The sequence below is a fragment of the Bradyrhizobium sp. CCBAU 51753 genome, from assembly GCF_015291565.1.
Lineage (GTDB): Bacteria > Pseudomonadota > Alphaproteobacteria > Rhizobiales > Xanthobacteraceae > Bradyrhizobium > Bradyrhizobium ivorense.
Window position 1 is genome coordinate 7196407 of the sequence record NZ_CP030037.1, and the last position, 23026, is coordinate 7219432.

Below are 23026 nucleotides of genomic sequence, written 5' to 3' on the forward strand. Positions count from 1 at the left end.
TGCATGGATTTGCGCCATCGGCCAGCCAGGGAGAATATTATTGCGCGCGGCCGATATCGACGACGGCGACCTCGACATCACGTGTCGACCCGTCGCGCTTCACGCTGAGACGCACCTTCTTGCCGACCCCGACCTGCTCGATCGCATCGGTCAGGTCGGAAAGCCGGTGAACCGGCTTGCCGTCGGCTGCGGTGATCACGTCGCCGAGCTCGCCGGTGGAGAGATCGACGCCGCGCAGCCCGGCGCGCTCGGCCGGCGAGCTTGGCGCCGTGCGCACCACGATCAATCCCTCGGCGCCGAGGCGCGTGGCGACCGTCTCGTTCGCGGTGACGACGCCGATGCCGGGCGTCGGCACCCGGCCGTCGCGGATCAGTTCGGGGACGATGCGGTTGACGACGTCGACCGGGATCGCAAAGCCGATGCCGGCGTTGGAGCCCGACGGCGACAGGATCGCCGTGGTGACGCCGACCAGACGGCCGGCGGAATCCAGCAGCGGGCCGCCCGAATTGCCCGGATTGATCGCAGTGTCGGTCTGGATCACGTTGGAGATTTCGCGGCCGCTGGAGGTCGGCAGCCTGCGCTTCAGCGCGCTGATGATGCCGCTGGACATCGATTGATCGAGCCCGAACGGATTGCCGATCGCAAAGGCAAACTGGCCGACCTTGAGGTCCGCCGAGCTGCCGACGGCCACTGCCGGCGGCAGCTTGCGCGCGCTCCTGATCCGCAGCACCGCGAGATCGTAGTTCGGCGCGGTGCCGACGATCTCGGCGCGCACCGCTTCGCCGGAGGCAAAGCGGATCGCGACCTGGGTGGCGTTCTGCACCACGTGGTTATTGGTGATGACATGACCGTCACCATCCCAGACAATGCCGGTGCCGGACGCCGAACCGCCTTCCTGCTCCTCGCTTAGTGGATTGGCGGCGGTCTGCGTCACCACCTGCACCACCGAGGGAGAGACCTTTTCGAAGATCTCGACATTGGCCTTTTCGACATCCGACAGCACGCCGCGCGCGGTGATCGCGCGGGCGGGCGGACCCGTCCAGCCGCTCTGGCGAATGTTGCTGGCTGCGAACACCAGCAGAATGGCCGCGATAACCGACAGGACGACGGCGGTGCGCTTGTTCATGGGAGGGCTCCACGCAACAAACGCACGGGAACAACAGAGGTTTCAGGCGCGACCAAGGCATCGCGCCCGACATTTTGACGCGCGCAGGACGTCGCGTCAGCCGAGATCGCGCAGCGTGGCCTCCACCACCTTGCGCTGTTCGGCGGTCAGCGGCGCCTGCGGCGGCACGGGGTCGCCGACGTCGTAGCCCTGGATCGCAAGCCCTGCCTTGATGCAGGCGGCGAGGTTGAAGCGGGCGAAGGCCTCGTTGATGCGCCAGAGCTTTCGCTGCAGGGACATCGCCTCGTCCCAGCGGGTGCGGCGGCAGAGGTTGTAGAGCTCGACGCTCTGCTTCGGAATGATGCAGGCCGGGCCGGCCATCCAGCCGGAGCCGCCGATCAGCATCACGGCCGCCGGAATATGCGCCGACGCCGAGAACACCTTGAGCTGGTCGCCGCAGCGGTTCATGATCGACAGCAGCCGCCCGGTGTTGGTGGAGGCGTCCTTGATGTAGCCGATGCGCGGATGCGCGGCGAGCCGGGCGATGACGTCGACCGTGAGATCCGAGCGCTGGAAATTCGGATTGGTGTAGATCACCACCGGAATATCGACGGCATCGGCAATGGCGCGGAAATAGGCTTCGACCTGCGCATCAACAAGCGGGAAATACGCTTCCAGGATCGCGAGGATGCCGCTGGCGCCGCGCTTCTGGTAGGCCTTGGCCTGCGCCACAGCGTCCGCCGTCGTGGTCGCGGCGACGCCGGCGACCACCGGCACGCGGCCCTGCGCGGCCTCGATCGTGGCCTGCACCACCTGCATGCGCTGGGCGTTGTTGAGATAGGCGAACTCGCCGGTCGAGCCGAGCGGCGTCAGCCCGTGCACGCCGGCCTTGATCAGATCGTCGCAGAGCCGGCCCAGCACCTCGGTGCGGACGTGGCCGGCGGGATCGACCGGGGACACCAGATAGGGAAAGACGCCGTGGAAATCAGCCATGTGCCAGCCTCGTTGACGGCGAGACATAGTCGGGATCGTGCGCAAAGGGAAGCGGTGTACCATTGCGCAGCGCGTCGAGCACGGCGGCAAAATCGGTCGTTGCACGAAAACCGAGCAGCCGTTCCGCCTTGGTCGGATCGTAGATCCGGCCGATCGCGTGCGGCAGGCGCCAGCCGCGCCGCGCGAACAACGCCGGCGCATCGGGGAAATAGCGCGCGATGACGCCTGCCGCGTCCGATTTCAGCGCCGCGACATCGCCGCGCGCAAACGGCGGCGGCGCGCTGATCACGAACACCTCGAATCCTTTGGCTTTCTCCAGCGCCACCACATGCGCGTCGGCGGCGTCCTCGACCGTGAGGCGGCGATACAAAAGCTCGGTCGCCTTCAGGTTCTCGCCATGGATATCGTCGATCGTGTCGTCGTCCTCGGGAAAGAAGCGGCTGGTGCGCAGCACCGCGCAATTCAGCCCATGCTCGCGGCTGTACAGCCGGCACAGCCCTTCGGCTGCAAGCTTGGTGATGCCGTAGATGTTGCGCGGCTCGAGCGGCCCTGAGGTCTCGTCGAGCCAGACGGCGTGGGAGCCCTCGTCGTCGCGGATCGCCTGCGAGATCATTAGCGACGTGGTCGAGGTGAAGACGAAGCGGTCATGGCCGGCGGCGGCCGCCGCCTGCAGCAGATTGAGCGTGCCGGTGACGTTGACGTCGACAAAGGCCTGCGGTGCAAACCGCGCGATGTCGGGCTTGTGCAGCGCGCCGCCATGGACCACGGCCTCGATGCCGTGATCGGCGAAGGCGCGGTCGACGACGGCTCGCTCGGCCACCGAGCCGATGATGTCGGTTGCTTCGCCGGAGACGATGTCGAGACCGACCACGCTGTGGCCGGCCCGGCGCAGCTTTGGTGCGAGGAAACGCCCGAGCCAGCCGGAGGAGCCCGTCAACAGCACGCGCATCGCATCAGCCCCGGCCGCGCCTTCAGAACGCTTTTGCGATCGCGGCCTTCGCGTCGCTCTGGATCTGCTTCAGATGATCCGGCCCGCGAAAACTTTCGGCGTAGATCTTGTAGACGTCCTCGGTGCCAGACGGACGCGCCGCGAACCAGCCGGAGGTGCTCTCGACCTTGATGCCGCCGAACGGCTGGTCGTTGCCCGGCGCCTTGGTCCTGACCGCGCTCACCGCATCGCCGGCAAGCGTGGCCATGTTGAGCTGATCGGGCCCGAGCGCCTTCAGCGCGTTCTTCTGCTTCGGCGTCGCCGCGACGTCGATGCGCTCATAATAGGGCATGCCGAGCTCGTCGGTCAGCTCCTTGAACAGCTCGCTCGGATCGCGGCCGGTCTTGGCGATGATCTCGGCGGCCAGCAAACCCAGAATGAGGCCGTCCTTGTCGGTGGTCCAGGCCGAACCGTCGCGCTTCAGGAACGAGGCGCCCGCGCTCTCCTCGCCGGCAAAGCCAAAACCGCCGCTGCCGAGCCCTTCGACGAACCATTTGAAGCCGACCGGAGTCTCGACCAGCTTGCGGCCGAGTTTTTTGGCGACGCGATCGATGATCGAGCTCGACACGATGGTCTTGCCGATCGCGGCGTCCTTGCCCCATTGCGGCCGGTGCGCGAACAGATAGGCGATCGCGGTGGCGAGGAAATGGTTCGGGTTCATCAGCCCGTTCGAGCGCGTCACGATGCCGTGGCGGTCGGCGTCGGTGTCATTGGCGAAGGCGACGTCGAAACGGTCGCGCATGCCGATCAGGCTCGCCATCGCGTAAGGCGACGAGCAGTCCATCCGGATCTTGCCGTCCCAGTCCGCGGTCATGAAGCGGAAGGTCGGATCGACCGCGTCGTTGACCACGGTGGCGTTGATGCCGTAGCGCGCGATGATCGGCTGCCAATAATGCACCGCGGCGCCGCCGAGCGGATCGATGCCGATCTTGACGCCGGCGGATTTGATCAGCGCGAGATCGACGGTGTTGCCGAGATCGGCGACGTAAGGCGTGATGTAATCGTGCAGATGCGTGGTCGCAGCCTTGCGCGCGCGGTCATAGGGCATCCGCGCGACGCCCTTGAGGCCGGCCTCGATGTAGCGGTTGGCATTCTTCTCGACCACGCCGGTGACGTCGGTATCGGCCGGGCCGCCATGCGGCGGATTGTATTTGTAGCCGCCGTCCTCCGGCGGATTGTGCGAGGGCGTGATCACGACGCCGTCGGCAAGACCGCTGCTGCGGCCCTTGTTGTAGCTCAGGATCGCGTGCGAGATCACCGGCGTCGGGGTGTAGCCGCCCTCTCCGTCGATCATGATCTCGACGCCATTGGCGGCGAACACCTCGACCGCGCTGGCCAGCGCCGGCTCGGCCAGCGCATGGGTGTCGATGCCGATGAACAACGGTCCGGTCAGTCCGGCCTCGCGGCGATAATCGCAGATCGCCTGCGTGGTGGCGAGGATGTGATCCTCGTTGAAGGAATTTTTCAGCGACGAGCCGCGATGGCCGGAGGTGCCGAAGGCGACCCGCTGGGCGGGATCGCCGGCGTCGGGCTTGCCGGCAAAATAGGCCGTGACCAGCCGCGGCACATTGGCGAGCGCGGCGGGATCGATGGGTTTGCCGGCGGCGGGATTTAAAGCAGTCACGTGACCTCTCAGACCTGCCTATCAGCGCAAATGAGTGATGCCTCAGGGTGCTAGCATGATGGCTTACACCCAATCAAGCCGACGGCATTTCGTTCCTTGCCGTCACGACAATGCGTCACGACATGTCGATCTGCTGCACTTTTTCGCGGAGCTCGTCGACCAGCACCCGTTTGTTCTCGGTGTAGTCGATGGGAACGACGACGAGATGCACGCCGCCGCCGGCGAACGCGCGTTCCAGGGTCGGGATGATCGCCTCGGTGCTCTCGATCCGCGAGCCCCTGGCGCCGTAGCTCTCGGCATATTTGACAAAATCCGGATTGCCGAAGGTGAGACCGAAATCCGGGAAATGATCGACCGCCTGCTTCCAGCGGATCATGCCGTAGGCGGAATCCTCCAGGATCAGGATCACGAGGTTGAGCTTGAGCCTGACCGCGGTCTCCAGCTCCTGCGAATTCATCATGAAGCCGCCGTCGCCGCAGACCGCGAGCACCCGGCTCCTGGGATAGAGCATCGCCGCCATCATCGCCGACGGCAGGCCGGCGCCCATGGTCGCGAGCGCGTTGTCGAGCAGCAGCGAGTTCGCCAGCAGCGTGCGGTAATTGCGCGCGAACCAGATCTTGTACATGCCGTTGTCGAGCGCGACGATGCCGTCCTCGGGGATCACCTGCCGCACGTCGTGCACGATGCGCTGCGGCGTCGGCGGCCAGCGACCCTCGGTGGCGCGGTCGGTGATCTTGGCCAAGATGCTCTCGCGCAGGCTGAGCAGCGCGCTGGCGTGCGGCAGTTTTCCGGCGACCCGGTCGGCGAGCAGCGAAAGACTCGGGCCGACGTCGCCGATCACCTCGACTTGCGGAAAGTAGACCTGCTCGACATTGGCGGGCGTGTAGCCGACATGGATCACCTGCGGCCCCTTCGGGCCCATGATGAAGGGCGGCTTCTCGATGGTGTCGTGGCCGATCGCGATGATCAGGTCGGCGCGGTCGATCGCCTCGTGCACATAGTCGCGCTCGCTCAGCGCCGCGGTGCCCATGTAGAGGTTGGTGCCGCCGGCGACCGTGCCCTTGCCCATCTGGGTCGTGAAGAACGGGATTTTGGTCCGCCGCACGAAGTCGCCGATTCCGGCGGTGCTGCGTGGACGCGACGCCGCCGCGCCGAGCATGATCAGCGGCCGCTGCGCCTTCAGGATCATCTCCGCGGCGCGGTCGAGCGCTGAGGCATGCGCCACCGGAATCTCGATCGGATGCGGCGGGATCACGGACGCCGGCTCCGCCTCCTCGCCCGCGATATCCTCGGGCAGCTCGAGCAGCACCGGCCCGGGCCGCTCCTGCATCGCAATCCGGAAGGCGTCGCGGACAATCGTCGGGATCGTCGCGGTCGAGACGATCTGCAGCGACAGCTTGGTCAGCGGACGAAACGTCGAGACGATGTCGACGATCTGGAACTTGGCTTGCCGGCTGCTCAAAATGCCCTTCTGTCCGGTGATCATCACCATCGGCATCGCGCCGAGCAGCGCATAGGCGGCACCGGTGGTGAGGTTGAGCGCGCCGGGGCCGAGCGTCGTCATGCAGACGCCGGGCTTGCCGGTCAGCCGGCCATAGGTCGCCGCCATGAAGGCCGCGGCCTGTTCGTGGCGGGTGACGACCAGCTCGATCGAGGAGGTGCGCAGGCTCTCGACGACGTCGAGATTCTCCTCGCCGGGGACGCCGAACACGCGCTCCACGCCCTCGTTCTCGAGGGCCTTGACCAGCAAATCGGAACCTTTGACCATGTCAGCCTCGCACATCTAATTGCATGCTGCCCGCAGGCAAGCATAGCGGCATCGCACGCCGCCGGAAACACCCTCACACGCTCAGGGCTTGTGGACCCTGATCCAGTCGCTGGCCGCGGGCAGCACCCGCGACACCAGGCCGCCGGAGATCGCGATCGATTCCAGCGCCCGCGCCACCATCACCCGCCCGCCGCTGGTCGAGTGCGAGGGCGCAAAGGCGGCAAGCTCCGCGGCGTGCGCCGCATCGGTGAAGTTGGTCATGAAGTTGGGCACGAATCCATCGCGGAAATTCGGCCCCTGCTTCGCCAGCAGCGCCTCGAAATTTTGTCGGACGAAGTCCCAGGCGAGCTGCGGCTGCTCGCCGGTGGAGGCGACCGTACTGATGATGCCCGGCACGATCGTCTCGGGCAGCTCGCCGGTCAGCGTCAACGCCAAGGTCGCGCGCGCGAGCTCGGGATCGCGGGCGCTCGCCGCGGCGTAATAATAGCGCAGCCGTTCGTTGGTGACCGTGCTCTTGCGCGCCAGCGCCAGCAGCCGGTCATAGGTCGCCCGGTCCGCGGTGACGCCGACCACATGGGTGACGGCGTCGCGCAACGCGGTCGGCAGCGCGTTCGGATCCTCGAGGAAGGCCGCGAACCGCCGCTTCGCCTCGGCGACAACGGCGGCATCGCCGAGATCGCCAAGCGTCGAGATCAGGCTGGCGCGCAGCAGCGCGGTGTCGTCGTCCGCCGAGCCGGCGCCGTCCCATCCGACCCGCTCGAGCACCGGGCGCAGCTTGGCGCGGGCATAGGCCTGGATCGCCGGCCGCTCGGCGCGATCGCGCGACAGCCGATTGAGCGCGGCGAGGCTCGAGATCACCTGGTCCCACACCGCGCGATGATCGGCGGGGTCGAGCGCATCGAGCAGCGCGAAATAGGTCGCGGGCTCGGCGCGGCCGGCCTGCACCAGCGCCCAGCTGTCGGCGACGACGTTGAGCCGGTCATTGACCTGCATTCGCGGCAACGCGCTGAGCAGCGCGCCGCGATTCTTCGGACCGTACTCGACCCTGAAATAGCCGATGTCGCCGAGATTGACCTTGATCGCATCGCCGCAGCCGCCCGCCGCCATCTCGGCACTGCCCTGCAGCAGGATCTCGTCGAACGGCTTGCCGCCGACCGGCCCGATCGCCACCGGGATCTGCCAGCTGCGCGGAGCCAGCGGCGCCGCGTCCGTGCCGAGCGGGGCGATCACGAAGCGGTCCTGCCGCAGCGTCAAACGCTGCGCCGCGCCGTCGCAATCCGTTTTCGCCACGATCAGCGGCACGCCATCCTGCTCGGTGAAGGATGCAGCGACGCCCGTGATCGTCTTGCCGGCGGCGCTCTCCAGCGCGCGCCAGAGATCGGCGGTGGTCGAGTTGCCGTAGGCATGCGCGGCCATGTATTTGCGGATGCCATCGCGAAACGCCTGCTCGCCGAGATAGTTCTCGAGCATGCGGATCAGCACTTGGCCCTTGGAGTAGGTGATGGCGTCGAACGCCGTCACCGCCTCGCTGTGATCGGCGATCGGCTGCTGGATCGGATGCGAGGTGCGGCGGGCGTCGAGGCTCATGGCGAGCTGCTTGGCGCCGTAGCCGTTCAGCCAGCTCTGCCATTGCGGATAGAACTGCTCGGAGGCCTTGGTCGCCATCCAGCTGGCAAAGCCTTCGTTGAGCCAGAGATTGTCCCACCACGCCATGGTGACGAGATCGCCGAACCACATATGCGCCATCTCGTGGGCGATGATGGCGAAGATGCCACGCCGCGCCGTCTCCGCGTTGGTCGCGGGATCGAACAGCAGCCGGCTCTCGAAGAAGGTGATGCCGCCCCAATTCTCCATCGCGCCGCCGAACCCGCCGGGCACCGCGATCAGGTCGAGCTTGGGCAGCGGATATTTCACGCCGAAATAGTCGTTGTACCAGGCCAGCAGCTTGACCGCGCTGTCGAGCGCAAAGCGGCCCTGCGCGCTCTTGCCTTCGGTGGTGACGACGCCGATGGTGACCCCGCCGGCATCCGCCGTGACGCGCTCGAGCTCGCCGACCGTGAGCACGAACAGATAGCTCGACATTTTCGGCGTCGGCGCGAACGCGACCTTCTTGAGATTGTCGCCGACCGGCTGCTCGCCGGTCACCGGCATGTTGCCGACCGCCAGCAGATGGCGCGCGATCACGACGGTCAGCGCAAAGCTCGCCTTGAATGCCGGCTCGTCCCAGCAGGGAAAGATCCGCCGCGCATCCGCCGGCTCCAGCTTGCTCGAGATCAGCCGCTTGGTGCCGCCCCCGGTCGGGTAGTCGACCGAGAACAGGCCGGTGCCGAATTTGTTGATCTGCGCCGTGAAGGCGATGCGCAGCCGGTGCCGACCGGCCGTCAGCGGCTGGGCAAAGCTCAGCGTCGCGGTCTGCGCCGCGGCATCCGTCGTCACCTCGGCGCGCTGCGCGCCGTCGTCGAGCGTAACGTCGCCGAACGTGGTGCTGACCGCGTTCAGCGTCAGCTGCCGGGTCGGTTGGCGCACCTCGATCTCGACGGTCTCGACACCCGGCAAGGCAAGCGTCGTCATGTCCGGCGTCAGCTCGATCGCGTAGCTCACGGGAACGACGGTCTTCGGCAGCTTTCCGGGCGTATGGTCGAAGGAAAATGTCTGCTCGGCGGGCGCGCTCGCCGCCATCGCCAGCAACAGCGCCGCCGCCGTGGCAACACGACGCAGAAGCGCTCTCTTGAGATGGCTCGCAGGCTTGTTCATGACGGGCGCTTCAACGGGATCGAGGGATACGAGACGTCATCCTGGAGACGAATGACGCAGGCGGGCAATCTAGAGAAGAAAATGTCGCGATGAAACTGACAACCGCGCGAAGGAGGTGTCGATTGCTTGTTGCCCCTCGGCACAATGAAAGGCTAGTTTGGAACGCCTCTCCGTTTGCTGCAGTCCTGACACATTTGATGACCGGCGAATGACGATACGATTTCTGGTCACGATCGGCCTTGTTGCGGCGCTGACGCCGGCCCTTGCCGCCGAGGATCCGCGCGATGCGCCGCTGGAGTTGACCCTGCCGGTGACCACCGATCCCGCAATGATTCAGTGCCGCCAGATCCGCGCGCAGGACGCGACATCGCTGTCCTTCCTGCCGATGCGCCGCACCTTCAACGACGATTTCGACCAGCATCCGCTGGCGAGCGGACGCTGGGTGCCGCATTACGCCGGCGGCGCGGCGTGGCCGGAGGCGCGCTACTGGGGCGGCGCCGGCTCCGATTTCAAGCGCAAGACCAGCGCCAATGGCGAGCAGCAGATCTATGTCGACCCGCGCTATGCCGGGCGCGGCGCCGCGCCGCTCGGCCTCGACCCGTTCCAGGTTCGCGACGGCGTGCTCTCCATCGTGGCGCGCCGCACGCCGGCCGAGCTGCGCGACGTGCTGTTCGACAACGAGTACATCTCGGGCATTCTGACCACGCAGGGCACGTTCTCGCAGAAATACGGCTACTTCGAAATCCGCGCCAGGATCCCGGTCGGCACCGGCGTGTGGCCGGCATTCTGGATGCTCGCCGATGACGGCGGCTGGCCGCCGGAGGTCGATGTGATCGAGGGACGCGGCCAGCGGCCCGGCGACCTCGTGATGACCACGCATTGGCGCATCCCCGCAACCGGCAAGATCGAGCACTGCGGCTTCGATTTCGCGGTGCCTGGCGCCGACGCCGACTTCCATAATTATGGCGTGCTGTGGGAGCCGGACCGGCTGATCTATTTCATCGACCGCAAGCCGGTCTCCGACATCAAGGTGCCGATCGGTTTCGATGATCCGATGTACATGATCGTCAACCTCGCGATGGGATCGAAATTCTTTGTTGGCGTCGGCTTCGTCGATGCAGGGTCGCCGGCGAGCGTCGCGTTCGAGATCGATCGCATCTCCGCCTACCAGATCGACATGAATTTTGCGGGAGCCAGCAATGCCCAGTGATGTCTCGCGCCGGCAGTTTGCAGGCCTTGCAGGCCTCTCGGCGCTCGGCCTGTCGGCCCCCGCGCTGGCTGCGGACGGCGTGCCGGCGCCGAACGACGCGAGCTTTCCGCCCGGTTTCGTCTGGGGCACCGCGACCTCGTCCTACCAGATCGAGGGCGCCGTCAACGAGGACGGCCGCGGCAAATCGATCTGGGACACCTTTAGCCACACCCCCGGCAAGATCGAGGACGGCACCACCGGCGACCGCGCCAACGAGCATTATCACCGCTACAAGGATGACGTTGGCCTGATCCGGGAGCTCGGCGCCAAGGCCTATCGCTTCTCGATCGCGTGGCCGCGGGTGTTTCCCGACGGCACCGGCGCGCCGAACCCGAAGGGGCTCGACTTCTACAATCGCCTGGTCGACGAGCTGTTGGCGAACAGCATCGAGCCCTACGCCACGCTCTATCACTGGGACCTGCCGCAGGCGCTGCAGGACCGCGTCGGCGGCTGGCGCTCCAGCGACACGTCGAAGGCGTTCGCCGATTACGCGGGCTATGTCGCCGAGCGGCTGACCGACCGGGTGAAGAACGTCTTCACGCTCAACGAGGTTGGACGTTTCCTGCCCTTCGGCTACGCGCTCGGCGTCGATGCGCCGGGCCTGACGCTGCCGCCGGCCGAGGTCAACCAGGCGCGCCATCACGTCGCGCTGGCGCATGGCCTTGCGGTGCAGGCGATCCGCGCCAAAGGCCGCGCCGGCACCCGCGTCGGCCCCGCCGAAAACATCACCGCCTGCGTGCCCGCAATCAACACGCCGGACAACATCCGCGCCACCGAGACCGCGACCCGCGAGTTCAATTCGGGCTTCCTCGGCGTCGTGCTCGAAGGCAAGTACACCGAGGGATTTCTCGCCTATTCCGGCAAGGACGCGCCGAAATTCACCGCGGAGGAATTGAAGATCATCTCGCAGCCCAATGACTTCGTCGGGCTCAATATCTATGCGCCGCAGTGCTACATCGTGGCCACCGACAAACACCCGGGCTGGCAGCCGCTGCCGATGCCGGCCTCGTTCCCGCATATGAGCTCGGAATGGCTGCGGATCGCGCCAGAGGTGATCTACTGGGCGCCACGCATTGCCGCCAAGCTGTGGAACATCAAGAGCATCTATATCAGCGAGAACGGCACCTCGGGCGAGGACAAGGTGCATCCCGACGGCCAGATCTACGACCTCGACCGCATCATGTTCCTGCGCAACTACCTCGCCCAGCTGCAGCGCGCCACCAGCGAAGGCGTCCCGGTGCACGGCTATTTTCTGTGGAGCCTGATGGACAATTTTGAATGGATCTTCGGCTACGAGAAGCGCTTTGGCCTCTATCGGGTGAATTTCGAAAGCCAGGAACGTAGACCGAAGCTGAGCGCGGCGTTCTACCGCGACGTGATCGCCCGCAACGCGATCGGGGTGTGATGCAGGCTTTTGCTCTTTGTTTGAGCATAATCTCTTCGGAAAACCGCTACACACTTTTCCGGATCATGCTTATCCGGCCTGCGGCCGCGCGCCGGACCAGGCCCGCGTAAGCAGCGCGCGAATGCCGTCCGCTTCGATCGGCCGCGGATTCCAGTACGGGTTTTTCGTCGCCAGCTCGGCGGCCCTTGCGATGCCATCCTCGGGCATGCCGATCTCGGCCAGCGCGCGCGGCGCGCCGAGTTTTGCGGACAGATCGAACAGGCCATCGGCAGCATCACGCGCTCCGAGCGCCCGCGCCGCGCGGCCGAGCGCCTCGGGCGCGGCCGGCGTGTTGTAGGCGATGGTGTGCGGCAGCAGCACCGCGTGGGTCTCGGCATGCGGCAGATCGAACAGCGCGCCGACGGTGTGGCAGAGCTTGTGATGCAGCGCCATGCCGACGGCGCCGAGACAGACCGCACACAGCCAGGCGCCATAGAGCGCATCGGAACGCGCCTCGAGATCGCGCGGCCGCGCGATCACCTCGGGCAGCGATGACGCCAGTTTGGCAATCGCCTCGGCGGCCATCAGCGACGTGATCGGATTGCCATCCCGCGCATACAGCGCTTCGGCCGCATGCGCGAGCGCGTTGAGGCCGGAGATCGCGGAGAATTTTGCCGGCATCGAGACGGTCAGATTGACGTCATAGATCACCGCCTCGGGCAAGATTTTTGGCGACGACTGCGTGGTCTTGACGCCATCCACGGTCTCGCCCAGCACCGGCGTCATCTCCGAGCCGGCGTAGCTGGTCGGCACGATCAGTTGCGGCAGGTCGGTGCGCAGCGCGATCGCCTTGCTGAGGCCGGTCGCAGCACCCGCGCCGATCGCGACCACGCCGTCGGGCTTCAACTCGCGCACCGCCTGCATCGCCTGCTCGGTGACTGCGACCGGTGTGTGCACGATGGCGCCGTCGAACAGGCCGGCGACGCGGCCGCCGGTCAATGCAGCGAGATCGCCGAGCTCGGCCTGCTGCCGCCGGCTCGCCAGCACCAGCGCCCGCTTGACGCCGAGCCGCTCGAGCTCGTCGGTGAGCCTTTCGATCGTGCCGACGCCGAATACGACCCGCATCGGGCTGATCTGATAGGTGAACGGCTGAGTCATGGTGATTTCCGAACAAGAGTTGTTGATCCGCGGCGCCAGTCGCCCGGCGTAGAGTTGAAGCGATGACGGAAACGCCGCGTGAAATGCGACAGATCGGAGAACCCCCAGTCGAATGCGATGTCGCCGATCGCGCGGCCGAACATCGTGGGATCCTTGAGATCGCGCGCGGCGCCGTCGAGGCGGCGATCGATCACATAGTTGGCAAACGTGGTGCCGGCGCGCTCGAACAGCTTGTGCACGTAGCGCTCGCTGATCCGCATCGTGGCGGCGACGGCGGCAACGCCGAGGCCGGGCTCGCGCAGCCTGCGGTCCACCGCGCGGCGCAGTGCCAGCCAGGTCGCGTCCGCGAGGCTCGCGGCCTCGGCAGCGCCTTCACGGCTGCCGCGCGACAGGCTGAGCGCGACCAGGTCGAGCAGCACGCCGAACAGCCGGGCGTTCTCCGCATCCGAGGCGCGCAGCGCCGACGCGTTCAGGACCTGCGCGGTCTCGGCAATCAAATGGCCGACGAACGGATCATCCGAGACCCGCGCCGGGGCGAAATCAGGCGGCGACGGCAGCCGCTGATCCAGCGCCTCGGCGGGCACCCAGAACGAGGCGACCTGCAGCGCCGGGCCGCGGTCGTGCAGCAGCGCGAACCGCTCGCCGCTGTCGAAGATGCCGACCTGCCCCGGCGACAGGCTGATCTCGCGCCCCGCCTGCTGGATGCGGCAGCGGCCGGCGAGCTTGAGATTGAGGTAGTAGCAGCGCCGGCTGGAGGCGGCGATATCGGCGGCCGAGCGGCGCACGACATGCTCCGGGAAATTGACCCGGTTCACCGCGCCGTCGCCAAGCCCGACCGTATCGACGCGGGCGAGGAAGCCCGGCGCTGCGGTCGGCTCCGGCGTCAGGTTCATGAAAGCCTGGCAGATCGCCTCGCGATAATAGGCGAACTGCTGGTCCGCCCTGATATCGGCGGTATTCCAGCTCAGCCGGCGTGAGCGATCCGCGGCGCTGGTCTGCTGCATCAGTTCACTCCGAGCCTAGTCCGGTTCGGTTACAGCCAAGCGCGATCCGCGGGCCCAGGTCAATATCCATCGAACGCCACGAGCGATCTGATCAAACCAATCCGGGAGGCACGCCATGTCCACTTATGTTCTCGTCCACGGCGCCTGGCATACCGGCGCGGAGTTCGAGCCGGTCGCCGCGGCTATCCGCAAGGCCGGCCACGTCGTCCATACGCCGACCATCAGAGGCAACCGGCCCGGCGACCGCAAGGACTCCGGCCTTGCCGAGGCGATCCAGTCGATCGTCGACTATCTCGCCGAGCACAATCTGAGCGACATCGTGCTGGTCGGCCACAGCTATGGCGGCATGATCATCACCGGTGTCGCCGATGCTGCGGCGAGCCGCATCCGCCGGCTGGTCTACTGGAACGCCTTCGTGCCCAACAACGGCGAGTGTCTCAACGACATGGTGCCGCCGACCTATCTCGGGCTGTTCGACGCGATCGCCGCCGAGCGCGGCGACGGCTCGGTGGTGCTGCCGTTCCCGATCTGGCGCGAAGCCTTCATCAACGATGCCGACCTCGAGACAGCGCAGCGCGCCTACGACGTGCTCAACCCGCACCCGCTGAAGACATTTCAGGACAAGATCGCGCTCAAGACCAATCCGGCCGAAATGGGAATCGCAAAGTCCTACGTCAACTGCACCGAGGACACCGCGATGCCGCACGGCCTGCCCTGGCATCCGCGGCTGTCGCAGAAGCTCGGGCTGTTCCGCCTGGTCCAGGTGCCGGGCAGCCATGAGCTCTGCTTCACCAATCCGGAGCGGCTGGCGCAAGCTTTCATCGACGCCGGCCGCGACTGAGAGGATGTGAAGCTTTGTTCTCGCCCACCGCTGTCATCGCCCGGCCTGTGCGCAATTGCGCACATGGACCGGGCGATCCAGTACGCCGCGGCCTCTCGGCTCAATAACCGCTGCCTCTGGAATACTGGATCACCCGCATTCGCGGGTGATGACACCGAGCAAGGTGAGCAAACCAATCCGTCATCCTGAGAACGGCGTTTGCGCTACGCCATCGCCTTGTAGTCCGGCGCCGTCGCGAGGAAACGCGCATAGGCGTCGGCGTCGGGCGGCGTGAACTTTTCGACCAGCGGGTTACGGCGCGAGGCCTTGGTGCCGATGTCGGCGAGCAGCTCGTCGAAATGCTTGAAGTGGTAGGGCGCGACGCACAGCCCGCCATAGACGCCGGCCGCCGGCCGCTCGACCCGCCGAAAATGCAGCATCATCGCGATGTTGTCGTGCATCTCGGCGGCGCTCGGCTGCCGCGCCAACTGGCCGTCGGCATAGCGCACCAACCAGTTGGCGGCGAGATCCGCGCACAGCACGGTGCAGAAGCTCGAATTGAAGCCGACGAACCCCATGTCGGGCAGATCGGGATTGGCGATCAGGCGGTACAGCCGGTACTGCCCGTCGGGCTCGACCAGCTTGGCCTGATACTCCTGCGGCAGGAACGGCACGCCGAGCTTGTAGCCGATCGCGAGCACGGCGACGTCGGCGGCGACGCGCTGGCCACCGGTCATCACGATGGCCTTGCCGTCATAATGATCGAAGGTGCCGCGCACCGCCTTGATGCGGCCGTCGGCCACCATCGGATAGAAGCCGGGGGTCGCGATCGGCACCGAGCAGTTGACGCCGTCCTCGATGCGGTCCTTCGGCACCATGTTGCACTGCTTCAGCTTGAGCTGCATTTTCAGCATGCTCTCCAGCCCGCGCCAGTTCGCCCACACCAGCGGTTTGGCGATCGCATGCGCAAGGCGCGCCGCGGGACCGATGCCCCAGCTCGCGAACATCTGCTCCTGGGCGCGGATGTAGAGAATGCGCTTGAAGTTGACGAGCCCGCCGACGAAGTAGGGAATCCGCCACACCGGCTCGCGAAACACGATGGTGACTTCGCTGGCGCCGGAATTGACCGCGTTGACCGCGATGTCGGTTGCCGATTTTGAGCCGCCGAGCACCACGACCTTGCGCCCCTTGGCGAGCGTTGGATCGCTGTATTGCGACGAGTGCAGGATCTGGCCGCCCTGCGCCTTGAAGCCGTCCTCGCCCGACAGCGGCAGCGTCTGCGGCTCGTTGAACTGCCCGGTGCAGACCGCGACGAAATCGAAATCCTCATGGCCGGCGGCGCCGTCGCTCGCGCGCAGCTCGAGCGTCCAGCCCGGCTTGCCGTCGGCGCGGCGCTTCATCGCCTCGACCTTGGTGTTGAAGCGGATCGCGCCGTCGAGCCCATGGCTGCGCGCATAGTCGCGCAAGTAAGCATGGACCTGCGGGCCCTTCGGCCACTCCGGATAGGATTCCGGCATCGCCTTGTCGGTGTAGCGATAGAGCTCCTTCGGGCTCTGGGTCTGGACATCGGGATACATCCGCGTCGGATCCCAGACACCGCCGAGTTCGCTGCTGCGCTCGACAATGGTCACCCTGTGACCACGCGAGGCAAAGGCTTTTCCGGCGGCGAGCCCCGAGACGCCGGCGCCGATCACGCACACATGCTTCTGCTTGACCATGAGATCGCTCCGATCAGTGAACTGGTCCATCGTTGCGCGCACGCGACCCCGTCGTCGCCAGAGTCTGGTCCGGCAACCCGCAAGGCGTGCGCGGTAGCTGCGTCGGCCTAGTCGTTGGCTTCCGGCGGCAGAAAATCCACCTCGTGCTCGGCGGAGATCCGCACCACCTCGGCGGGGTCCTGCAGATTGTGCAACTTGTCGAACAGCGCCTCGAGCTTCTGCATCGGCGACACCCAGAACAGCGCCCGCGCCGGCTTGTCCGACTTGTTGAAATAGCCGTGCGGAATGCCGCGCGGCATGCGCACGAGGTCGCCGGCCTTGGCCTGCACCCAGACCCCGTCGAGCTTGAGGTCGAGCACGCCCTCCTGCACCAGGATGAACTCGTCCTGGGTCGGATGGATGTGCACCGGCACGAACTGGCCGGGATCGCTGTTGGTCTCGAATGCGAAGGTCGAGTCGGTGACGGCCTTCGGGTAATAGACCTGGCCCAGGATATTCCAGGTCTTGCCGCTGTAGCCGGTGCCGTTGCGGGTGATGCCTTTCTCGAGCGCGCCCATATGTCAGCCTCCAGTTTGATGCTCCTTGTGGACGCGGAGCCTGTCGCCGGCGGGCGGCACTGTCTAGCCGATAAACGAATCCGTGTTTGACATGATCATGCTGCAATGCGGCAGCAGCGCTGGCCCAAAACCCCGGCCCCCGGCTGCGCAGCGATCGGGCAGATTGCGCGCCGAAACTGCATTTCCCTTGGCCGGCAAATGCTCTAGGCTGGCTGATGTTTTAGACCTCAAACAACTCCGGACGGCCGGCGTGATTGCGACGGGCAACGAGGTTTTGGCGAAGACACGGCTGCAGGATTTTTCGCGCGTCGCCACCGAGCGCGTCGACGATGCCGCCGAAGCGGTCGGCCGGATCTTCTGTCCGCACCAGCTGACGCCGGTCGATCGCTCGGAAGCGGACTTCTTTGCGCTCCACAATTGCGCAGGGTACGACGGGTTCTCCGTCAACTATGTCGCCTATGGCGGATCGGTTGCGATCAATCCGGGCTGCCTCGACCGCTTCTTCCTGCTGCAGCTGCCGCTGCATGGCTCGGCCGCGATCCGCACCGCGGCGCGCGAGGTGACGACGGGACCGCGCCACAGCGCATCGCTGCTGTCGCCGACGATCCCGACCGAGATGATCTGGCGCGGCGATTGCGCCCAGCTCATCCTGCTGCTCGATCGAAAGCTGGTCGAGCATCGCGCCGCGGCGCTCGGCGGCGTCGCGGTGCGGCCGGTCGAGTTCGAGCCCGAGGTCACGCTGACCGGACCCCTCGGGCAGACGCTGACAGCGAAGATCGACCAGCTCGTCACGCTCGCCGAGCAACTCGGGCCGCGCAAATCGCTGTCCGCGGTGGCGGCGACCGAGTGGCGCGAGGCGCTGCTCGACGCGCTGCTCGACGGCCAGCGCCACAGCCTGAGCGGCGCCATCGATACGTTCAACGGCCGCGCCGAGACGCAGCCGGCCGCGCTGAAGCGGGCGCGGGCCTATCTGGAGACGCGGGCGACCGAGCCGCTCGATCTCGCCGAGCTGGCCGGGATCGCGGGCACCGGCATCCGCGCGCTGCAGCTCGGCTTTCGCCGCCACTTCGGCGCGACCGTTACCGAGATGCTGCTCGACATCCGCCTCGCCCAGCTCAACGCCCGGCTGAAGACCGCGCGGCCGGGCGAACGCATCGTCGATATTGCATTCGAGCTCGGCTTTACCCATCTGAGCCGGATGGCGAGCGCCTATCGCGCCAAGTTCGGCGAGAGCCCGAAGGCGACCCTGCAGCGGCTGAGCTGACGGCCGGTTCAGCGCGGCCGGGCCCTGCCCATCCGGCCAGTTTCGCCGCCAGCCGCAACCGCACAGATTGGGGGAAGCCAACGGAGCTTCTCATGACCGAACCGACCACCCTCGCCTCGCTCTCCTCAGCCCTTGCGGAGACGGTCGCGCGCACGGCGCCCGCGATCGTCTCGGTCCATTCGCATCGCCTGCGCGCCTCCGGCTTCGTCTGGAAGCCCGGCCTCGTCGTCACCGCCGACGAAGCGCTGGCCGACGAAGGCGAGGTCGAGATCGAGCTTGCCGACGGCAGCAGCCGGCAGGCGACCGTCGCCGGACGCGACCACACCACCGACATCGCGCTGCTGCGGTTCGACGGCGATGCCGCGCCGGTCAAGCTGTCGACTGAAAAGCCGGCGCTGGGATCGCTCGCCGTCGTCGTCGCCGCCGACCGTGGCGCGCCGACCGCGCGGCTCGGCATGGTGTCGCGATCGGGCCCGGCCTGGCGCAGCCTGCGCGGCGGCGAGATCGATGCGCGGGTCGAGCTTGACATCCGCCTGCGGCACAGCCAGCAGGGCGGGCTTGCGCTCAATGCCGCGGGCGAAGCGTTCGGCATGGCGGTGCTCGGCCCGCGCCGCGTGCTGACGATCCCGGCCGCGACCATCGCGCGCGTCGCGGCGCAGCTCGAGACGCGCGGCCGCATCGCCCGCGGATATCTCGGCGTCGGGCTGCAGCCGGTGCGGCTTGACGACGGTTTTGGCGCGATGGTGATGAATGTCGACAAGGCCGGCCCCGCGGCCGCCGCCGGCATTCGGCAGGGTGACGTGATCGTCGCGGTCAACGGTGAAAGACTGGCGGGCGTGCGGGCGCTGTCGCGCAGCCTCGGACCGCAGAGCGTCGGCACCGTGGTCGAGCTGACCGTACATCGCGGCGGCGAGCCGCAGAACTTCAAGGTGACGATCGGCGAGAGGCCCGAGACGTGAGCGATCCGCCTGCCCCCGACGTCGTGATTGCGCTCGAGATCGACGATCCCGCGCTGGCCGACCGGCTGGCGACGCTGCTCGGCGGCGTCGCCGGCCTGCGTCTCGCCGCGCCGGGCGAGCAGGCCGCGGCCGCCCTCGTCGCGCGGGGCAAGGAGGTGGGCGCCGGCGGCGAGTTCGAACTGACGCCGCGCGAGCTCGACGTGCTGGCGCTGCTCGCCGAGGGCGCCTCCAACAAGATGATCGCGCAGCGGCTCGGCATCTCCGTCCACACCGCCAAATTTCACGTCGGCTCCCTGCTCGACAAGCTCGACGCCACCGGCCGCACCGACGCGGTGGCGCATGCCGCACGGCGCGGGGTGATCAATTTGTGAGACGGGGCGGCAAGGCGGCCGATGCAGTCCCTCCGGTCGTCGTCCTGGCGAGAAAGTCAGGACGACTCCGAGTTTGTTGCCCTCTCAGACCCGTCATCCTGAGGTGCGAGCTCTTGCGAGCCTCGAAGGATCGACGGCCACTAACCGGGCCGATTCATCCTTCGAGGCTCGCCCAGCAGCGCAATTGCGCTGCAAGGCTCGCACCTCAGGATGACGGGGAATAGCAGCTCCACCCATCCTACGCCCTGCGCTCCGATGCACCGCTTGCCGATCTTGCAAAACACAGCCTGACCAACAGGCCCGGCGCGTTGTCGCGCAGTTCGATCTTCGCGCCGTGCAGGCTCGCGACCGCCGCGACCAGGCTGAGGCCGAGGCCGTTGCCGGGGGTGTAGCGGCTCTGCTCGAGGCGGTAGAAGCGCTTGAAGACGCGGTCGTGCTGGTCGGCGGGAATGCCCGGACCGTCGTCGGCGACCGCGATCACGGCGCCGTCCGCGCTGTTGCAGCAGGTCACGGTGACCCGTCCGCCGGCCCGGCCGTGCTTGATGGCGTTGTCGACGAGATTGGCGATGGCGTCGAACAGCAAATCGCGGTCGCCGGTCATCAGCACCTCGGCATCGCCGGCAAGATCGAGCCGGGTGCTGTCGCGCTCGGCCGCGGCGTCGTAGAGCTCGACCACCTCGCCTGCGATCTCGACCAGATTGACGGTGCGAAACGCGCCCCGCCGGGCACGGGTCTCGATCTCCGAAATCCGCGTCAGCGAGGCGAACATCGCCAGCACGATATCGAGATCGGCGATGGTGTCGCCGATCAGCGCCGCATCGCCCTCGCCGTCGCGCGGCGCATGATAGGCCTTTTCCAGCCGGCCGCGCATCCGCGTCAGCGGCGTGCGCAGATCGTGCGCGATGTTGTCGCTGACCTGCTTGACGTCGCCCATCAGGCTCTCGATGCGGTCGAGCATCAGGTTGAGGTTTTCCGCGACGCGATCCCATTCGTCGTGGCTGCCGCGTAGCGGAATGCGCTGGTCGAGCCCGGCGAGCATGATGGCGCGGCTGGTTGCGTTGATCGACTCGATGCGGGCGACCGTCCGCCGCGTCACTCCGATGCTGGCGACCGCCGCGAGCGCGAGGATCAGCACCACGACCGCGATGCCGGCCGCCCGGATCCGCGCCGTAAAGCCGTCGAGATCGCTGATGTCGTGGCCGACCAGCAGCCGGCTGCCATCCGGCAAGGTCGCGGCCAGGCCGCGCAGCAGCGGGTCTTGCGCTGCCAGCGTCGGCACCGCCGCGCGGAATTCGGTCCAGCCCGCAGCGGTGGCGCCGTCCGGCCACTGTTTGAGATTTCCGGCCAGCACCACAGCGCCCGGCCCCGACAGCAGATAGACGTGATCGGCAAAGCTCTTGTCCGCGATGCGCTGGTCGATCAGCGCGATCAGGCCGTCGCGTCCCGACCGCGCGAAGACCTCGCGCAGGCTCGCCTGCTCGGTCACAACAGCTCGATCGGACCGGCTGCGCACATAGGATACCGTCGACCAGTAGACATAGGCGAAGATCGCCGAGACGATCAGGCCGAAGGTGCCAATCGCGATCAGCGCCAGGCGGAACGTCGTTGACCGGAAGGTCTTAGCCAGGAGCACGGAGGCAGTACCCGATGCCGCGGATGGTGTGGATCAGCGGATAGGCTTGCTGGTCGTCGACCTTGCGGCGGATGCGCCCGACATAGACGTCGATGATGTTGGTGGAGGGATCGAAGTGCAGATCCCAGACGTGCTGCAGCAGCATGGCGCGCGACACCACCCGGCCCTCGTTGCGCACGAGGTATTCGAGCAGCTGGAACTCCTTCGGCAGCAGCGGAATCCTGCGGCCGCCGCGGCTCGCGGACCGCGCGATCAGATCGATCGCAAGATCGCCGACCCGCAGAATCGTTTCCTTGGCCACGGTCTCGCTGCGCCGCCCCAGCGCCTCCAGCCGCGCCAGCAGCTCGACGAAGGAGAACGGCTTGACCAGATAGTCGTCGCCGCCGGCGCGCAGGCCGCGCACCCGATCGTCGATCTCGCCGAGCGCGCTGATGATCAAAAACGGCACCGCGATGCCGTCGTCGCGCATCTGGCGCATCACGGCGATGCCGTCGATGTCCGGCAGCATGCGGTCGATCGTGATCACGGCATAGTCGCGCGCCGCGCCACGGTCGAGCGCCTCGCGGCCGTTGGCGGCGAGGTCGACATCGTAGCCGCTGGTGGTGAGCTGTTCGACGAGCTGACCCGCGGTCTCCGGATCGTCCTCGACGACGAGAATGCGGCGGTGGGCTCCGGTCATATCAGGTCTTCGTTTGAAGTCTCCGAGCGCCCCGCGACGGTCGCCACCAGACTATCCCATTTTGGGGCTGGATGGAACGCCTGGCGACGACCGCGACAGCGAGTGCGGTCGCTGCTGGTTGAGGCATGAACACTCCGGAAGACCGCCTAACATTCTCCCGGATCATGCCTTAGTAGTAGCCATACCCGCACACGTTGATCCATCGCAGGCCATAGGGTCCGTACGTCCTGCGCCAGCAGCCGTCATAGTAGCCATAGTAGTCGCCGTAGAAGGGGCCGCCGACGAAGGCGAAGCGGTTGAAGCGGTGGTGGAAGCCGTGATGGAAGAAGTGCCGGCCGTGGAATCCGCCCGCAAAGCGCGGGCCGAACGCAGCGCGCCCCATCGGTGCGGCCGCAAAGCGGGAGCCGCCGAAATGCGTGCCGCCAATCTGCGCACCGCCTCCGCGGGCAAACGCCATGGCGCCACCGCCGCCGCGCATGCCGCCGCCAAAGCCACCCGCATGCATGCCGCCGCCGAAACCACCGCCGCCGATGCCACCGCCGTGCATTCCGCCACCGAAGCCACCGCCGCCGTGGCCGCCGCCTCCAAAGCCGCCGCCACCGCCACCATGCCCGCCGCCGCCCCCGCCTCCGCCACCTCTGGCGAAAGCCGGCGTCGCTAGCACGCTCGTCACGCCGATGGCTGCAGCCATCAGGCAAGTAAGGAACTTGTTCTTCATCGTAAGAACCTCCGTCGCTGAGCTGCGGCAAATTGCTTACGCCGCAGGAAGACGTGCATCAGGAGATGCAAATCGGAGGGCTTCTTCAACTTACAAATGCGCCAGATTCTGACGCTGAAGTTAGTTTGCGCGGCACCCTCTGACGATGATGTGATGGCACGGAGTCGTTAGCGTCGACCGGCACCAGAGCGATGGCGCATCACTCGACGTCATTGCGAGCCAACGGGTCGCGCGAACGCGCGCCCGATGACAGGCTCCGCGAAGCAATCCATCGTACCGC

At 66.9% G+C, this 23026-nt stretch carries 19 protein-coding genes; 6 read left to right on the top strand and 13 right to left on the bottom strand.

The genetic code is table 11. The annotated features are described in order from the left end of the window. Positions 1–37 precede the first annotated feature (37 nt). The 6 genes from XH93_RS32920 to XH93_RS32945 all read right to left on the bottom strand — a co-directional run bounded on the left by XH93_RS32920 (position 38) and on the right by XH93_RS32945 (position 9232). On the bottom strand, positions 38–1126 hold the full coding sequence (locus tag XH93_RS32920; RefSeq protein WP_194470647.1) for a S1C family serine protease: 1089 nt from the start codon (positions 1124–1126) through the stop codon (positions 38–40). Positions 1127–1222: 96 nt separating this feature from the next. After that, on the bottom strand, positions 1223–2098 hold the full coding sequence (locus tag XH93_RS32925; protein ID WP_194470648.1) for a dihydrodipicolinate synthase family protein: 876 nt from the start codon (positions 2096–2098) through the stop codon (positions 1223–1225). After that, positions 2091–3047: an NAD(P)-dependent oxidoreductase gene (locus XH93_RS32930; protein WP_194470649.1), complete on the bottom strand. Its 957-nt coding sequence runs from the start codon at positions 3045–3047 to the stop codon at positions 2091–2093. The genes XH93_RS32925 and XH93_RS32930 overlap by 8 nt, the downstream gene beginning before the upstream one ends. 22 nt (positions 3048–3069) lie before the next feature. Beyond that, positions 3070–4710 (bottom strand): phosphoglucomutase (alpha-D-glucose-1,6-bisphosphate-dependent), encoded by a 1641-nt coding sequence (pgm, locus tag XH93_RS32935; RefSeq protein ID WP_194470650.1) that lies wholly within the window; start codon positions 4708–4710, stop codon positions 3070–3072. A gap of 115 nt (positions 4711–4825) precedes the next feature. Beyond that, entirely contained in the window at positions 4826–6478 is a 1653-nt protein-coding gene (locus XH93_RS32940) for an acetolactate synthase large subunit (RefSeq protein ID WP_194470651.1), read from the bottom strand. A gap of 81 nt (positions 6479–6559) precedes the next feature. After that, positions 6560–9232 (bottom strand): M1 family metallopeptidase, encoded by a 2673-nt coding sequence (locus XH93_RS32945; protein ID WP_194470652.1) that lies wholly within the window; start codon positions 9230–9232, stop codon positions 6560–6562. Positions 9233–9440: 208 nt separating this feature from the next. Here XH93_RS32945 and XH93_RS32950 point away from each other — a divergent pair, with 208 nt between their 5' ends. Together XH93_RS32950 and XH93_RS32955 are read left to right on the top strand one after the other, a co-directional pair. Continuing rightward, on the top strand, positions 9441–10442 hold the full coding sequence (locus tag XH93_RS32950) for a family 16 glycosylhydrolase (RefSeq protein WP_194470653.1): 1002 nt from the start codon (positions 9441–9443) through the stop codon (positions 10440–10442). Further along, positions 10432–11886 carry a GH1 family beta-glucosidase gene (locus tag XH93_RS32955; RefSeq protein WP_194470654.1) on the top strand — a complete coding sequence of 485 codons (1455 nt, stop codon included), beginning with the start codon at positions 10432–10434 and terminating at the stop codon, positions 11884–11886. Before XH93_RS32950 ends, XH93_RS32955 begins: the two co-directional genes overlap by 11 nt. Positions 11887–11955: 69 nt before the next feature. On the opposite strand, the gene XH93_RS32960 is transcribed toward XH93_RS32955, so the two are convergent. Continuing rightward, on the bottom strand, positions 11956–13023 hold the full coding sequence (locus XH93_RS32960; RefSeq protein WP_194470655.1) for a maleylacetate reductase: 1068 nt from the start codon (positions 13021–13023) through the stop codon (positions 11956–11958). Next, positions 13020–14027, bottom strand: coding sequence for a helix-turn-helix domain-containing protein (locus XH93_RS32965; protein WP_194470656.1), 1008 nt, complete (start codon positions 14025–14027; stop codon positions 13020–13022). The genes XH93_RS32960 and XH93_RS32965 overlap by 4 nt, the downstream gene beginning before the upstream one ends. Before the next feature lie 115 nt (positions 14028–14142). On the opposite strand from XH93_RS32965, the gene XH93_RS32970 reads away from it, so the two are divergent. After that, positions 14143–14868, top strand: a complete 726-nt coding sequence (locus XH93_RS32970; RefSeq protein WP_194470657.1) for an alpha/beta hydrolase — start codon at positions 14143–14145, stop codon at positions 14866–14868. A 203-nt stretch (positions 14869–15071) separates the two neighbouring features. Here XH93_RS32970 and XH93_RS32975 read toward each other — a convergent pair whose 3' ends face one another. Both XH93_RS32975 and XH93_RS32980 read right to left on the bottom strand, forming a co-directional pair. Further along, positions 15072–16565 carry an NAD(P)/FAD-dependent oxidoreductase gene (locus XH93_RS32975; RefSeq protein WP_194470658.1) on the bottom strand — a complete coding sequence of 498 codons (1494 nt, stop codon included), beginning with the start codon at positions 16563–16565 and terminating at the stop codon, positions 15072–15074. Positions 16566–16672: 107 nt separating this feature from the next. Beyond that, on the bottom strand, positions 16673–17122 hold the full coding sequence (locus tag XH93_RS32980; RefSeq protein WP_139485735.1) for a cupin domain-containing protein: 450 nt from the start codon (positions 17120–17122) through the stop codon (positions 16673–16675). Between the two features lie 250 nt (positions 17123–17372). Between XH93_RS32980 and XH93_RS32985 the strand changes: the two genes are divergently transcribed. From XH93_RS32985 to XH93_RS32995, 3 genes are all read left to right on the top strand, one after another. Next, positions 17373–18386 (top strand): AraC family transcriptional regulator, encoded by a 1014-nt coding sequence (locus XH93_RS32985; protein ID WP_194470659.1) that lies wholly within the window; start codon positions 17373–17375, stop codon positions 18384–18386. A 92-nt stretch (positions 18387–18478) separates the two neighbouring features. Continuing rightward, positions 18479–19345 (top strand): S1C family serine protease, encoded by an 867-nt coding sequence (locus XH93_RS32990; protein ID WP_194470660.1) that lies wholly within the window; start codon positions 18479–18481, stop codon positions 19343–19345. Continuing rightward, positions 19342–19716 carry a response regulator transcription factor gene (locus tag XH93_RS32995; protein ID WP_194470661.1) on the top strand — a complete coding sequence of 125 codons (375 nt, stop codon included), beginning with the start codon at positions 19342–19344 and terminating at the stop codon, positions 19714–19716. Before XH93_RS32990 ends, XH93_RS32995 begins: the two co-directional genes overlap by 4 nt. 238 nt (positions 19717–19954) lie before the next feature. Here XH93_RS32995 and XH93_RS33000 read toward each other — a convergent pair whose 3' ends face one another. The 3 genes from XH93_RS33000 to XH93_RS33015 form a co-directional block, all read right to left on the bottom strand. Continuing rightward, positions 19955–21349 (bottom strand): ATP-binding protein, encoded by a 1395-nt coding sequence (locus tag XH93_RS33000; protein WP_246799361.1) that lies wholly within the window; start codon positions 21347–21349, stop codon positions 19955–19957. Beyond that, on the bottom strand, positions 21336–22028 hold the full coding sequence (locus XH93_RS33010; protein ID WP_194470662.1) for a response regulator transcription factor: 693 nt from the start codon (positions 22026–22028) through the stop codon (positions 21336–21338). Before XH93_RS33010 ends, XH93_RS33000 begins: the two co-directional genes overlap by 14 nt. 169 nt (positions 22029–22197) lie before the next feature. Further along, positions 22198–22746 (bottom strand): hypothetical protein, encoded by a 549-nt coding sequence (locus XH93_RS33015; protein WP_194470663.1) that lies wholly within the window; start codon positions 22744–22746, stop codon positions 22198–22200. Positions 22747–23026 lie beyond the last annotated feature (280 nt).

Excerpts from the sequence above, each read along its gene's own strand:
- XH93_RS32920 (WP_194470647.1), bottom strand. The coding sequence starts at position 1,126 with ATGAACAAGCGCACCGCCGTCGTCCTGTCGGTTATCGCGGCCATTCTG.
- XH93_RS32925 (WP_194470648.1), bottom strand. The coding sequence starts at position 2,098 with ATGGCTGATTTCCACGGCGTCTTTCCCTATCTGGTGTCCCCGGTCGAT.
- XH93_RS32930 (WP_194470649.1), bottom strand. The coding sequence starts at position 3,047 with ATGCGCGTGCTGTTGACGGGCTCCTCCGGCTGGCTCGGGCGTTTCCTC.
- XH93_RS32940 (WP_194470651.1), bottom strand. The coding sequence starts at position 6,478 with ATGGTCAAAGGTTCCGATTTGCTGGTCAAGGCCCTCGAGAACGAGGGC.
- XH93_RS32945 (WP_194470652.1), bottom strand. The coding sequence starts at position 9,232 with ATGAACAAGCCTGCGAGCCATCTCAAGAGAGCGCTTCTGCGTCGTGTT.
- XH93_RS32950 (WP_194470653.1), top strand. The coding sequence starts at position 9,441 with ATGACGATACGATTTCTGGTCACGATCGGCCTTGTTGCGGCGCTGACG.
- XH93_RS32955 (WP_194470654.1), top strand. The coding sequence starts at position 10,432 with ATGCCCAGTGATGTCTCGCGCCGGCAGTTTGCAGGCCTTGCAGGCCTC.
- XH93_RS32960 (WP_194470655.1), bottom strand. The coding sequence starts at position 13,023 with ATGACTCAGCCGTTCACCTATCAGATCAGCCCGATGCGGGTCGTATTC.
- XH93_RS32965 (WP_194470656.1), bottom strand. The coding sequence starts at position 14,027 with ATGCAGCAGACCAGCGCCGCGGATCGCTCACGCCGGCTGAGCTGGAAT.
- XH93_RS32970 (WP_194470657.1), top strand. The coding sequence starts at position 14,143 with ATGTCCACTTATGTTCTCGTCCACGGCGCCTGGCATACCGGCGCGGAG.
- XH93_RS32975 (WP_194470658.1), bottom strand. The coding sequence starts at position 16,565 with ATGGTCAAGCAGAAGCATGTGTGCGTGATCGGCGCCGGCGTCTCGGGG.
- XH93_RS32980 (WP_139485735.1), bottom strand. The coding sequence starts at position 17,122 with ATGGGCGCGCTCGAGAAAGGCATCACCCGCAACGGCACCGGCTACAGC.
- XH93_RS32990 (WP_194470660.1), top strand. The coding sequence starts at position 18,479 with ATGACCGAACCGACCACCCTCGCCTCGCTCTCCTCAGCCCTTGCGGAG.
- XH93_RS33010 (WP_194470662.1), bottom strand. The coding sequence starts at position 22,028 with ATGACCGGAGCCCACCGCCGCATTCTCGTCGTCGAGGACGATCCGGAG.
- XH93_RS33015 (WP_194470663.1), bottom strand. The coding sequence starts at position 22,746 with ATGAAGAACAAGTTCCTTACTTGCCTGATGGCTGCAGCCATCGGCGTG.